The organism is Mycobacterium sp. E796 (assembly GCF_001672815.1).
GTDB lineage: Bacteria > Actinomycetota > Actinomycetes > Mycobacteriales > Mycobacteriaceae > Mycobacterium.
On record NZ_LZKK01000058.1, the window covers coordinates 1 to 13,675 of the forward strand.

Genomic DNA, 13,675 nt, shown 5'->3' on the forward strand with positions numbered 1-13,675 from the left:
ATGTGAATACGCGCCGGGGGCGCGGGCCTGCGCCGCGCGGCGCTCGGCCCGCTCGCGGCGGGCCCGCCGGCGTGGCCCCTCGAACTCGGCCTGATCCTCGGCTTCGGCCTCGCCTTGCTGCCCCGCCGCGAGCGGTTCGGTGATCACGCCGTCGGCGGTGTCGGCGCCGGGCTCGGGCGGCCTGGGCAGGTTAGCCTCATTCGGCTCGGTCATCGCGGTATCCCCGGCCGGCCCGGCGCGCTGCGGTTGGCCCGCAGCCGCAGCGCGGTCACGATCTCCGGACCCAGCAGCGTCACGTCGCCTGCACCCATCGTGACGACGACGTCGCCGGGGCCCGCGGCCGCGGCGACCTCCCCGGCGACCGCGGAGAAATCCGGCAGGTAGCGCACCGGCACGCTGACGTGCTCGGCGACGCTGGCCCCGCTGACGCCGGTGAGCGGTTGTTCGCGCGCGCCGTAGACGTCGAGCACGAACACCTCGTCGGCGGCGTCCAGCGCCCGACCGAACTCGGCGGCGAAAGCCTTTGTGCGCGAATATAAATGGGGCTGGAACACCACGATGGAGCGGCCGTCCCCGCTCTGCTCGAGGACGGTGCGGACCGCGGCCAGCGTGGCGGCGATCTCGGTGGGGTGGTGGGCGTAGTCGTCGAACACCCGCACCGCCTCCGGGCCGGTTCCCGAGGTCCCGACCAGTTCGAAGCGGCGCCGCACGCCCTCGAATCCGGCCAGCCCGTCGAGCACCTCGTCGGCCGACGCCCCGATCTCGAGCGCCGCCAGCAGCGCGCCCAGCGCGTTGAGCGCCATGTGCCGCCCGGGCACCGACAGCCGCATCACGCGTGGGTGCTCCTCACCGGCCAGTTGGATGTGCGCGACCGCCTCGGTGCCCTGCTGCTCCCACGACAAGAGCCTGGCGGCCAGGCTGTCGCCCGCGGAGCCGTAGCGCAGCACCCGGATGCCCAGCTCGGCGGTGCGCTCGGCCAGTGCCGCCGCCCCGGGGTCGTCGGTGCACACGACCAGCGCTCCCCCAGGCGCGAGCCGTTCCACGAACGCGTCGAACACCTCGACGTACGCGTCGGCGCTGCCGTAGAAGTCCAGGTGATCGGTCTCGATGTTGGTGACGACGGCGACGTTGGGCGTGTACTCGAGCAGCGAGCCGTCGCTCTCGTCGGCCTCGGCGACGAAGCAGTCGCCGCTGCCGTGATGGGCGTTGGTGCCGGCCTCGCCGAGCTCGCCGCCGACCGCGAACGACGGGTCGCGCCCGCAATGCTGCAGGGCGACGATCAGCATCGACGTCGTCGTCGTCTTGCCGTGGGTGCCGGTGACCATCAGCGTGGTGCGCCCGGCCATCAGCTTCGCCAGCACAACGGGCCGCAGGACCACCGGGATGCCGCGTCGGCGGGCCTCGACGAGCTCGGGGTTGGTCTTGGGGATGGCAGCGTGGGTGGTGATGACCGCCGTGACGCCGCCCGGCAACTGATCCAGCGACGACGCGTCGTGGCCGACGCGGATCAGCGCGCCTCGGGCCCGCAGGGCGTGCAGGCCGCGCGACTCCTTGGCGTCCGACCCGGAAACCAGCCCGCCCCGGTCCAGCAGGATGCGGGCGATGCCCGACATGCCGGCTCCCCCGATGCCGACCATGTGCACCCTTTGTAACTCACGGGGCAGCTGGTCGCCCGTCATCCTCGCCTCCGCGCCGCGATGTCCAGCGCCGCCTGGGCCACCCGTCGCGCCGCGTCCGGGTGTCCCACCCGCGCAGCGGCCGTCGTCATCGCCGCCAGCCGCGCCGGGTCGCTGAGCAACCCGCCCGCCTCGCGGGCCACCAGGGCCGGGGTCAGGTCGGCGTCGGCGACGATCATGCCGCCGCCGGCGTTGACCACCGGCAGCGCGTTGAGCCGCTGCTCGCCGTTGCCGATCGGCAGGGGCACGTAGATGGCGGGGAGGCCGACAGCCGACACCTCGGCGACCGTCATCGCCCCGGATCGGCAGATGGCCAGGTCGGCCGCGGCGTAGGCCAGGTCCATCCGGTCCAGGTAGGGCACCGCCACGTAGGGCGGATCGCCCGGCTCGGGCGTGCGCAGCTCGAGGGTGTTCTTGGGGCCGTGGGCGTGCAGCACGGAGACGCCGACGGCGGCCAGGTCGGCGGCGGCCGCCGATACCGCCCGGTTGAGCGAGACGGCGCCCTGCGAGCCGCCGAACACCAGCAGCACCCGCGCGTCGTCGGTGAAGCCGAAGTGCTTGCGCGCCTCGGCGCGCAGCGCGGCGCGGTCCAGCGCGGTGATGGTCGCCCGGACCGGCACCCCGACCACCTCGGCGCCGCGCAGCCCGGAATCCGGCACCGCCGACAGGATCCGGTCGGCCGTGCGCGCGCCGACGCGGTTGGCGATCCCCGCCCTGGCGTTGGCCTCGTGGATCACCACCGGCACCCGGCGGCGAAGGCCGGGGATGCCGCGGGCCGCCAGGTACGCCGGCACCGCCACATACCCACCGAAGCCGATCACCACGTCGGCGTCGACGGCGTCGAGCACCGCGCGGGTCTCGCGGACGGCGCGCCATACCCGCGGCGGCAGCCGGGCCAGGTCACCGCTGGGCTTTCGCGGCAGCGGGACCGGGGTGATCAGCTCCAGGTGATAGCCGCGCTCGGGAACCAGCCTCGTCTCCAGCCCACGGCGGGTGCCCAGCGCGGTGATCCGGACGCGCGGGTCGAGTGCGCGCAGGGCGTCGGCGACGGCCATGGCGGGCTCCACGTGGCCGGCCGTCCCGCCGCCGGCCAGCACGACCGATAGGGAATCAAGGGCCGATGATGCAGCACCGGCGGGCGAGGGGCTTGCCCCCAGCCCGCCGGCCGGCTGTTTGATCGTGCCGTTCACCCGTAACGCTGACCTTCCAATGCGCGAGTTCGCCGTGCCTTAAGCTGGCCGGCGCCCTGACCGGCGTAGCGCTGGCCAGATCCATGATGCCCTCCCCGCCCCCGGGCGCCGCCCCCAGACTGGCGCGCCGGGCGGGCGGTCCTTCGCCCCGCGGCTCCCCGCACTGGGGCGTCGGCGGCGCGGGGCGCCTTGCGCGCGGGCGCCTTGGGCCCCTTGCCGGCGGCTTGCGGTCCCACCTTCTTGCGGTCGCGGAACGCCTCGATGCGGCTGGGCGCGTACGGCTGGGGCAGCGGCAGCCGCAACAGCCGGGTCATCTTGTCGTCACGACCGGCCCGCAGCGCGGCCACCGCCTCCGGTTCGTGCCGGGCCGCGTTGGTCATGATCCCGATCATGAAAAGCGTTGCGGCCGTGGATGTTCCGCCCGCGGAGATGAGCGGGAGCTGCAGGCCGGTGACCGGCAGCACCCCGATCACGTAGCCGATGTTGATGAATGCCTGCCCGAGGATCCACATGGTCGTGGTGGCGGTCAGCAACCGCAGGAACGGGTCGGCCGAGCGGCGCGCGATCCGCATCCCGGTGTAGGCGAAGACCCCGAAGAGGGCCAGCAACCCGAACGCACCGATGAAGCCGAGCTCCTCGCCGATGATCGCGAAGATGAAGTCGTTATGGGCGTTGGGCAGGTAATTCCACTTGGCGACGCCCTGGCCGAGGCCGTCGCCGAAGATGCCGCCGTGGGCCAGCGCGAACTTGGCCTGGCGGGCCTGATAGCCGGTGTCCTGCGGGTCGTTTTCGGGGTTGATCCAGGACCGCACCCGGTCAGAGCGGTAACCCGCGGACATCGCCAGGACCGCGCCGGCCATGAAGACGGCCAGCAGCGAGGTGACGAAGACCCGCAGCGGCAGCCCCGCGTACCACAGCAGGGCCAGCAGGATGATGCCCAGCGACACCGTCTGCCCCAGGTCGGGCTGGGCGACGATGAGCGCCAGGGCGATGACCGCGGCCGGGACCAGCGGGATCAGCATCTCGCGCAGCGAGGCCCGCTCCATCCGCCGGGCCGCGAGCAGGTGGGCGCCCCAGATGGCGAACGCGATCTTGGCCAGCTCGGAGGGCTGCATCGAGAAGCCCGCGATCACGAACCACTTACGCGAGCCGTTGGCCAGGTTGCCGATCCCGGGAACCAGCACGAGCACCAGCAAGATGATCGTGACGAGATAGCCGGTGAAGGCCACGCGCCGGATAAAGCGCACCGACACGCGCATCGCGACGTAGGCCGCGACCAGCCCGATGATGGTCCACAGCACCTGCTTGCCGAAAATCACCCACGCCGACCCGTCGGCGCCGTACGAGCGCACCCCCGACGCGGACAGCACCATGATCAGTCCGAGCGTGGTCAGCAGCCCGGTGACGGCGATGATCAGGTGAAACGACGTCATCGGCCGGCCCAGCCAGGCGCCGAACCGGCCGCGCACGCCGGCCGGCAGCGCGGCGACCCGGGCCTTAACGCCTCCTGCGCCGCCCCCGGCCCTGGCGTCCGGCGGATCGGCGGTTTCGAAGGCGTCCGTCGCGTCCTCGTCGATCGAGGCGTCGTCAGCGTCGTCGGCGACCTCATCCGGGACGGCCGCCTCGTCCCGCTGGGAGGTGGCGGCCTGTTTACTGCCCTTGCCCCGGCGCAGCCGCCGGGTCAGCGCGTTTCCCACAGCAGCTACCGGATCGCCGCGCGGACGGCGGCGGCGAACGCGTCGCCGCGGGCGGCGTAACCGGCGAACTGGTCGAACGACGCGCCGGCGGGCGCCAGCAGCACCGTGTCGCCCGGCTTGGCGAGGTCCCGCGCCGCGGCCACGGCCGCGGTCATGACGCGAGCGCCGAGGTCGCCGTCGGACGGTTTCACTTCTGTCACAGAAGCATCAGGAACCACAGCAGTCGCATCCATATCAGCATCCTCGCCTGTCACGACGTGGACGACGGGGACATCCGGCGCGTGTCGCGATAACGCCTGTGCAACCTCCGCGCGATCTCGGCCGATCAGCACCGCGCCGACCAGCCGCGATGCCACCCTGGCGACCTCGGCGTCCACCGATGCGCCCTTCAGCAAACCGCCGGCCAGCCACACCACCCGCGGGTAGGCCAGCACCGACGCCTGCGCGGCGTGCGGGTTGGTGGCCTTGGAGTCGTCGACGTAGGTGATCCCGTCGGCGACGGCCACGACCTCGGCGCGGTGCCGGCCGAGCCGGAAGGACGCGACGGCGCTCGCGATCGCCTCGGGCGGCACGCCGACGCTGCGGGCCAGGGCCGCCGCGGCCAGGGCGTCGAGCACCCCGACCGGGCCGGGCACCGGGATCGATTCGGCCGGCAGCAGCGCCAGGTCGTCGGCGAAGGCGCGGTCGACCAGCATTCCGTCGCGCACCCCGAGTTCGCCCGCGGCCGGTTCGCCGAGCCGGAAACCGGCCCGCACCGGCGCGGCCGCGGTGTCCAGCAGCGCGGCGGCGCGGGCGTCGTCCAGCCCGACCACCGCCACCCGGCCGTCCAGCACCCGGGCCTTGGCCGCGGTGTATTCGGCCATGGTGGCGTGCCAGTCCAGGTGGTCCTCGGCGATGTTGAGCACGACGCCGGCCTCGGGCCGCAGCGAGGGCGCCCAGTGCAACTGGAAGCTGGACGCCTCGACGGCCAGCAGGTCGGCGGGCCGGTCCAGCACGTCGAGCACCGGGTCGCCGATGTTGCCGCACAGCACGCTGCTCTTCCCACCGGCGACCAGCATCGCGTGCAGCATCGACGTCGTCGTCGTCTTGCCGTTGGTCCCGGTGACCACCAGCCAGCGGCGCGGCGGGCCGTAGTGGCCGGCGGCGTCGAGCCGCCAGGCCAGCTCGACGTCGCCCCAGATGGGAGTCCCGGCCGTCGCCGCGGCGGCCAGCAGCGGCGTGGCCGGCGAGAAGCCGGGACTGGTCACCACCAGGGCGTAGTCGGCGACCCCTTCGGCGGCCGTCGACGTCGTCGCGGTCGCGACCCCGCCGTCGGCGAACCGGCGCAGCGTTTCGGGGTCGTCGTCGCAGAGGGTGGGGACGGCACCGAACCGGGTCAGGGCCGCGAGCACGGCCTTGCCGGTGACGCCGCCGCCGGCCACCAGCACGGGCGCGCCCGGCGCGAGCGGGTCCAGCACCTCAGGCTCCGATCGTGGCCAGCCACTCACCGTAGAACAGGGCCACGCCCAGCCCGCAGGTGATCGCGGTGAGCAGCCAGAAGCGGATGATCACCGTGGTCTCGGCCCAGCCGACCAGTTCGAAATGGTGGTGGAACGGCGCCATCCGGAACACCCGGCGCCCGGTGGTGCGAAACGCCAGGATCTGCAGGACGACGGAGGTGACCTCGGCGACGAACAGCGAGCCCAGCACGACGGCCAGGATCTCGGTGCGGCTGGTGACCGAGAGGCCCGCGATGATGCCGCCCAGCGCCAGCGAGCCGGTGTCGCCCATGAAGATCTTGGCCGGCGCGGCGTTCCACCACAGGAAGCCGATGCAGGCGCCGGCGGTGGCGGCCGCGACGATCGCCAGGTCCAGGGGGTCGCGCACGTTGTAGCAGCCGAGGCCGGGCGCGGTGACGCACGCGTTGCGGTATTGCCAGAAGGTGATCAGCACGTAGGCGGCGGTGACCATGGCCATGCACCCGGCGGCCAGCCCGTCCAGGCCGTCGGTGAAGTTGACCGCGTTGGACCAGGCGCTGACGACGATGACGCAGAACAGCACGAACAGGCCGGGAGCCAGTGTGACGGTGGCGATTTCGCGCACGTAGGACAGGTTCGCGCTGGCCGGTGTGAGGCCGTTGGGGTTGCGGAACTGCAACACCAGCACGCCGAAGAGTACGGCGGCGACGACCTGCCCCACCGTCTTGGCCGTCTTGTTCAGCCCCAGGTTGCGCGACCGGCGGATCTTGATCAGGTCGTCGAGGAAGCCGACGAAGCCGAGCACGGTGGCCAGGCCCAGCACCAGCAGGCCCGACGCGGAGATGCCCTCGCCGTCGAACGCCAGGCCCGCCAAGTGGGTGCCCAGGTACCCGGCCCAGATGCCGGCCAGGATCGCCACGCCGCCCATCGACGGGGTGCCGCGCTTGGTGTGGTGGGTCGGCGGGCCGTCCTCGCGGATCTGGTGGCCGAAGCCCTGGCGGGTGAACAGCCGGATCAGCGCCGGGGTCAGCAGGATGGACACGGTCAGCGCGATCGCGACCGCGATGAGGATCTGTCTCACGGGCGCGCCCCGGTGTCGGCCGCCAGCGCCTCCGCGAGCGCGCCCAGGCCGGCGGCGTTGGACGCCTTGACCAGGACGACGTCGCCGGGCCGCAGCTCGGCGCGCAACAGGGCCAGCGCGGCGTCGGCATCGGGCACGTTGACCGTCTCGGCCCCCCCTGCCCCTTCCAAGACCGCGCCGCCGTGCATGGCGCTCATCGACCTCCCGGTTCCGACGACAACGAGTCGAGACACATCTAAGCGCACCGCGAGCCGGCCGATGCGGTCGTGCTCGGTGATCGCATCGTCGCCGAGCTCGGCCATCTCGCCCAGCACGGCCCAGCTCCTGCGCTTTTCGCCCGCCCCGTGGGCGACCCAGGCCAGCGCCTGCAGCCCGGCCCGCATCGAGTCGGGGTTGGCGTTGTAGGCGTCGTCGATCACCGTGACGCCGTCGGCGCGGGTGGTCACCTGCATGCGATGGCGCGACACCGGCCCGGCCCCGGCCAGCGCGTCGGCGACCTGCTCGACGCCGGCGCCGCATTGCAAGGCGACCGCGCCGGCGCACAGCGCGTTGGTGACCTGGTGGTCGCCGAACACGCTGAGTTGTACCGGGGCGGCGCTGTCCATCGCGTGCAGGGTAAAGCGCGGCCGGGCCAGTTCGTCCAGCGACACTCCATCGGCCCACACGTCGCTCGGCTCGGCGTCCGTCTGGCCGGCGCGGCTGACCCGGACCACCCGGGCGGTGGTGACGTCGGCCATCGCCGCCACGGCCGGGTCGTCGACGTTGAGGATGACGACGCCGGACGACGGAACTGCTTGTGGCAGTTCGGATTTGGTTCGCGCGATGGCCTCCCGCGAGCCGAATTCGCCCAGATGGGCGGTGCCGACGTTGAGGACCACACCGATCGCCGGGGTGGCGATCTCGGCCAGCGCGGCGATGTTGCCGGGGTGCCGCGCCGACATCTCGAGAACGAGGTAGTCGGTGCGCCGCGTTGCACGCAGCACCGTCCAGGGGTGGCCCAGCTCATTGTTGAACGAGCCGGGCGGGGCCACCACCTCGCCGAGGGGCGCCAGCACGGCGGCCACCAAGTCCTTGGTCGAGGTCTTGCCCGACGAGCCGGTGATCCCGATGATGGTCAGCCCGCCGGCGACCAGTTCGGCCGCGACGGCGCGGGCCAGCTTGGCCAGCGCGGCCAGGACCGCGGCGCCCGATCCGTCGGCGTCGTGCTCGAGCACCCCGGCCCGGCTGTCGTCCGCCCCGGTCGGGGTCACGACGATGGCGGGAACCCCGACCGGACGCGCGGCCAGCACCGCCACCGCCCCGGCCGCGACGGCCGATGGTGCGTGATCGTGGCCGTCAGAGCGGGCCCCCGGCAGCGCCAGGAACAGCCCGCCCGGGCCGACGGCGCGCGAGTCGAACTCGACGGTCCCGGTGACGCGCCGTTCGGCGGCGTCCTCCGGTGTGATGTCGGCCAGTGTGCCGCCGACGATTTCGGCGATTTGGGCGACGGTCAGGTCGATCACCGGCGGGCCTCCAGCGCGCGGGCCAGCTCGACCCGATCGTCGAACGGGCGGGTCTCGGTGGCCCCCTGCTGACCGGTTTCGTGGCCCTTGCCCGCGACCAGCACCACGTCGCCGGGGCCGGCCCAGGCCACCGCGTGTTCGATCGCGGCCCGGCGGTCGCCGATCTCGACGACCTGCGCCGAGCCGCCCGGGGTCCCGGACAGGATCTCCCGGCGGATGGCCGCCGGATCCTCCCGGCGCGGGTTGTCGTCGGTGACGACGACCAAATCGGCCAGTTCCGCGGCGATTTCGCCCATCGGCGCCCGCTTGCCCGGGTCGCGGTCGCCGCCGGCGCCGAACACCACCGCCAGCCGGCGCCCCGGGCCCGCCAGGGCGGTCAGCACCGCGCGCAGCGCCTCGGGCTTGTGGGCGTAGTCGACCAGCGCGAGGAAATCCTGGCCGCGGTCGATCTCTTCCAGCCGCCCGGGGACGCGGGTTTGCAGCAACCCCGGGGCCGCCTGCTCCGGGGAGACGCCCACCGCGTCCAGGATCGCCAGTGCCACAAGGGCATTGGCGACGTTGTAGTGGCCGGGCAGCCGGATGCCGATGCGGTGGTGCACGCCGGCGGGATCCACCGCGGTGAACTCCTGTCCCCCCGGGCCCATCGGCGCCACGTCCACGGCGCGCCAGTCCGCGGGTTCACCGGCGGCGCTGACGGTCGTCGGTTCCTCAGCACGGGCGGCCATCGCGCGACCGGCGTCGTCGTCGACGCACACGACGGCCCGGCGGGCGCGTAGCGGCGACTCGGGATCGAACAGCGCGGCCTTGGCCTCGAAGTAGTCGGCCATGGTGGGGTGGAAGTCGAGGTGGTCGCGCGACAGGTTGGTGAACGCGCCCACCGCGAACCCGGTGCCGTCCACCCGGCCCAGGGCCAGCGCGTGGCTGGACACCTCCATGACCACCGTGTCCACTCCCTGTTCGGCCATGGCCGCGAGCATCGCCTGCAGCGCGGGGGCCTCGGGCGTCGTCAGCGCGCTGGGGATGTCGGCCCCGTCTACGCGGATGCCGATGGTGCCGATTAGCCCGGCCGTCCGCCCGCCGGCGCGCAGGCCCGACTCGACCAGGTAGGTGGTGGTGGTCTTGCCGGACGTTCCGGTGATCCCGATGACCGTGACCTTTTCCGACGGGTTGCCGTACACGGCGGCCGCCAGGCCGCCCAGCACGCCGCGGGGCGTGGGGTGCACCAGGGTAGGCACGGTCGCGACCGTGTCGCCCATCTCGGCGACGCCGGCGGCGTCGGTGAGCACCGCGACGGCGCCGCCGCCGATCGCATCGGCGGCATACCGGGCGCCGTGCGTGGCCGAGCCGGGCAGCGCGGCGAACAGGTCACCGGGCCGCACGTCCTGCGCGCGCAGCGTCACGCCGGTGACCGGGACGTCCGGCACCGCCACCCCGTCGGCCATGACCGCGCCGACCTGCGCCGCCAGCGCGGGCAACCGCAGCCCCGCGTCCGCGGTCGGACGCAACTCGGCGGGCACCGGCACTCTGCTCACACCTCCTGCTGGATGATCCCCATGATCAGCCATGACACCCTACCGAGACGCACCCGGCCGTGACGTTTACCCGCGCCAGCTGGGCTGTCGCCGTGACGGGCTACTGCGCACAGACGGCCGCGAACATTCCCGCCCCCGCGGCCAGCAACACCACGTCGATCAGCAGCGCATAGGTGCGCGGGCGAACGCGGCGCACGACGCCGCGCGCAAGAAAGGGCCCGATCATCAGGGCCGCCCCGATCGCGAGCCCGCGAATCACCACGGTGTTGCTGAGTGCGCCGAACTCACCGAAGGTGGCCATCTTGCCCGTGTAAAGCACCAGCGAGCTGGCCGCCTCGGAGCCGAGAAAGGCACCACCGCTCAGGCCATAACCGGTGAACACGGGAACGCTGAGCGGTCCGGTCGACAGGATCAGGCCGGTGAGGAATCCGACGACGACACCCGCGATCGTGAGCTGCCACAGGCGCACCCGCCACTGCCGTGCCGCTACGAGCCGGCGCACCGGCACCATTGCGAGAAAGAACACGCCCAGCACGCCGTCGACAATCGCTGGCGAGATCGTCAGTAGCGTGTGCGCGCCGACCACCGCCGCGGGTGTGCCCGGCAGCGCGTAGGCGAGTACCGGCCGCCAGCGAATCTGTCGCCACCACGCCGCGACCCGGCCCACGTTGGCCATCACCGCGGCAATACCCATGACGGGCACAGCGATTCGTGGGCCGTACATCGTCACCAGGATCGGCAACAGCAGCAAGGACGATCCGGTGCCGACGAGGCCGCCGAGAGCGCCAGCGCCCAAAGCAACGAGAAACAGAACAACGAGAGCGAACATGCGCGGACCTTCTCGACGACGCGGGGCGCGCCGCCGGAGATCCTCCAGGCTTTTGTCCGTTCAGATGACCGCATCTGTCCCAAAGATGCGGTGGCGTCGCTCGGACCAGTCACGCTCGCACGCCGGAACCCTAGACGCTATCGGGCCCCACGCTAGCACGCTCACGAATCATGGCTGCCTCACCCGAGTTTCAGGTGGCCTGCAGGGTCAGCGGCGGGCCCGGATCCGGCGACAGCGGCACGTTCTCGCGCTGCATCAGCCAGCCCGCGATGTTGTGGAAAAGCGGGGCCGCCGAGTGCCCGGGCGTGCCGTCCGCGTTGCGCTGCGGGTTGTCCATCATGATGCCGATGACGTAGCGGGGATTGTCGACGGTGGCCATGCCGGCGAAGGTGATCCAGTAGACGTCGTCGAAATAGCAGCCGCAGCCCGGGTTGATCTGCTGGGCGGTCCCGGTTTTGCCGGCCATCTGATAGCCGGACACGGCGGCCGACGGCCCGGTGCCCTGCTGGTAGCCCATCGGGTCGCTTTGCACGACGGCGCGGAGCATGCCGCGAACGGTCTGCGCGGTCTGCGGCGACACCACCCGGACACCGTCCGGGTGCGGTTCTTCGGTCCGGGTGCCGTCGGGTGCGATGGTGGCCTTGATGATCCGCGGCGGAACCCGCAGCCCGTCGTTGGCGATCGTCTGGTACATGTCGGTCATCTGCAGCAGGGTCATCGAAAGCCCTTGGCCGATAGGAAGGTTCGAGAAGGTGCTGCCCGACCATTGGTCGATCGGCGGCACCAGGCCTGCGCTCTCACCGGGCAGCCCGACATTGGTGCGCTGGCCCAGACCGAACTTGCGAACCATGTCGTAGAAGCGTTCGGGGCCGACGCGCTGCGCCAGCATCAAAGTGCCGACGTTCGACGACTTTCCGAACACGCCGGTGGTGGTGTAGGGCATCACGCCGTGGTCCCAGGCGTCGTGGATGCTGACCCCGCCCATCTGGATGGAGCCGGGCACGTGCAACACCTCGTCGGGGTTGGACAGGCCGTACTCGATGACCGACGACGCGGTGATCACCTTGTTCACCGATCCCGGTTCGAAGGGCGAGGACACCGCCAGGTTGCCCAGCTGCCGGTCGCCCTGCTTTCCGATGTCCTGGGACGGGTCGAAGGTGTTGTCGTTGGCCATCGCCAGCACCTCGCCCGTCTTCGAGTCCAGCACGACCGCCGAAACGTTGTGCGCCCCAGACAAATTCTTTGCCTGCTGGACCTGCTGCTGGACGTAGAACTGGATGTCGTCATCGAGGGTCAGCTGGACGGTCGAACCGTTGACGGCCCGGTGCCGGTTGCGGTAACTGCCCGGGATGACGACGCCGTCGGATCCGCGGTCATAGGTGACCGAGCCGTCGGTTCCCGAAAGGACGGAATCCAGCGAGTCCTCCAGCCCGAGCAGCCCGTGGCCGTCCCAGTCGATGCCGCCGACGATGTTGGCCGCCAGCGATCCGCCCGGATACTGGCGCAGATCCTGGCGTTCGGAGCCAACCTCCGGAAACTTGTCGGAGATCGCGCTGGCGACGGCGGGGTCGACGGCGCGCGCCAGATACACGAAGTTTTCGTTGCTTTGCAGCTTCTTCAGCACGGTCGCGTAGTCCGGCTTGTTGTTCAGCCGGGTCGAGACCTCTTTGGCCATGTCGCGCAGCCGCTCCTGCGGGTCGGGGGCGGCGGGGTTCTTCTTCTTCGCCTCCTCCAGTTGCTGGTGAATCCGCTTGGGCTGGAACGTCAATGCGCGGGATTCGATGGTGAACGCCAGCTGTTGGTTGTTGCGGTCCACGATGCTGCCGCGGACCGCCTTCTCGACGTCGGTGACCTTCAGCTGTCCGGCCGCCTGGGCGCGCAGCTTCGGGGCGTCGGTGACCTGCAAGACGAACAGCTGCGCCGCCGCGACCGCCATCAGCACCACGATCACCACGTTGCCGGCCCGATGCCGAAAGACGAACGACGCGCCGCGCGTCCCCGCCTCCACGATCTGGCGGGTGCGCCGCTCGCGCGCCGAGTGGCCGACTGCCGCCGCCTCCGTGGGGCGGGTTTGCTTGGCCTGCTTGGCTTTACGGGCCTGCTTCGGCTGCCGGATGTCCTTGGGCTCCTGCGGTTTACGGGGTCGGCGCGTCGGCCGCGCCGACGGCGACCGGCGTGCCCGCCTGTCCTCGCCGCGGCTCATCGGGGGGCACCCGGCGTCGCGCCGGCCAGCGGCCCGAGCTGCTGGCCGTTAGCCGGCGCGCCCGGTTGCGGGGCCTGGGGGGCTTGCGCGGCCGGGCCGGGCATCACCGGCCGCACCGGGACCGGCACCTCCGCGGGCAGCGGGGCGGGCACCGGCGCGGGGGCCGGGATCGGCAGTCCGCCCATGGGAATCGAGACCTCGGCGGGCACCGGAGGCTGCGCCGGGCCCACCGGGGACGGCAGTCCCGGCGTCGGCAGCACGGGCACCACACCCTGGAAGTGCCCGGTGGCCGGGCCGCCGGGCATCCCTGGCAGCGGCGCGACGGGCAGCTGCGCGGGAAGGTGCTGGCCGCCCACGGTCGATGAGCCGTCCGGGGCCCGCAACAGCGCCTCCGGTCCCGACCGCGCCGGCGCGGGCGCGGCGCCGGGCGCCGGCGCAAAGGCCGCCGCGCGCTGACTGCCTGATCGCATCGCCAGGTTTTTGGCGGTGCTTTCCGCACGCAACCGCA

At 72.3% G+C, this 13,675-nt stretch carries 9 protein-coding genes and 2 pseudogenes; all 11 read right to left on the reverse strand.

Annotated elements, in window-relative coordinates; genetic code table 11:
* Positions 1-213, reverse strand: a pseudogene (locus A5706_RS05370) (cell division protein FtsQ); the annotation flags it as partial.
* Positions 210-1,679, reverse strand: a complete 1,470-nt coding sequence (gene murC / locus A5706_RS05375) for a UDP-N-acetylmuramate--L-alanine ligase (RefSeq protein WP_068127845.1) — start codon at positions 1,677-1,679, stop codon at positions 210-212. The pseudogene A5706_RS05370 and the gene murC, both read right to left, overlap by 4 nt.
* Positions 1,676-2,866 (reverse strand): undecaprenyldiphospho-muramoylpentapeptide beta-N-acetylglucosaminyltransferase, encoded by a 1,191-nt coding sequence (gene murG, locus A5706_RS05380; RefSeq protein ID WP_068127848.1) that lies wholly within the window; start codon positions 2,864-2,866, stop codon positions 1,676-1,678. The genes murC and murG overlap by 4 nt, the downstream gene beginning before the upstream one ends.
* Entirely contained in the window at positions 2,863-4,563 is a 1,701-nt protein-coding gene (ftsW, locus tag A5706_RS05385; protein WP_068127851.1) for a putative lipid II flippase FtsW, read from the reverse strand. Before ftsW ends, murG begins: the two co-directional genes overlap by 4 nt.
* Before the next feature lie 5 nt (positions 4,564-4,568).
* Positions 4,569-6,020, reverse strand: a complete 1,452-nt coding sequence (gene murD, locus A5706_RS05390; RefSeq protein WP_068127855.1) for a UDP-N-acetylmuramoyl-L-alanine--D-glutamate ligase — start codon at positions 6,018-6,020, stop codon at positions 4,569-4,571.
* A gap of 1 nt (position 6,021) precedes the next feature.
* Entirely contained in the window at positions 6,022-7,101 is a 1,080-nt protein-coding gene (gene mraY / locus A5706_RS05395) for a phospho-N-acetylmuramoyl-pentapeptide-transferase (RefSeq protein WP_068127858.1), read from the reverse strand.
* A complete protein-coding gene (gene murF, locus A5706_RS05400) occupies positions 7,098-8,603 on the reverse strand; it encodes a UDP-N-acetylmuramoyl-tripeptide--D-alanyl-D-alanine ligase (RefSeq protein ID WP_068127860.1) in 1,506 nt (501 codons plus the stop codon). Before murF ends, mraY begins: the two co-directional genes overlap by 4 nt.
* The gene (locus A5706_RS05405; protein ID WP_068127863.1) at positions 8,600-10,168 is read right to left on the reverse strand and encodes a UDP-N-acetylmuramoyl-L-alanyl-D-glutamate--2,6-diaminopimelate ligase; all 1,569 of its coding nucleotides are present in this window, start codon (positions 10,166-10,168) and stop codon (positions 8,600-8,602) included. Before A5706_RS05405 ends, murF begins: the two co-directional genes overlap by 4 nt.
* Positions 10,169-10,235: 67 nt before the next feature.
* Positions 10,236-10,964 (reverse strand): sulfite exporter TauE/SafE family protein, encoded by a 729-nt coding sequence (locus A5706_RS05410; protein WP_068127866.1) that lies wholly within the window; start codon positions 10,962-10,964, stop codon positions 10,236-10,238.
* Between the two features lie 190 nt (positions 10,965-11,154).
* A complete protein-coding gene (locus A5706_RS05415; protein ID WP_068127869.1) occupies positions 11,155-13,167 on the reverse strand; it encodes a penicillin-binding protein 2 in 2,013 nt (670 codons plus the stop codon).
* Positions 13,164-13,675: pseudogene (locus A5706_RS05420) on the reverse strand (hypothetical protein); the annotation flags it as partial. The gene A5706_RS05415 and the pseudogene A5706_RS05420, both read right to left, overlap by 4 nt.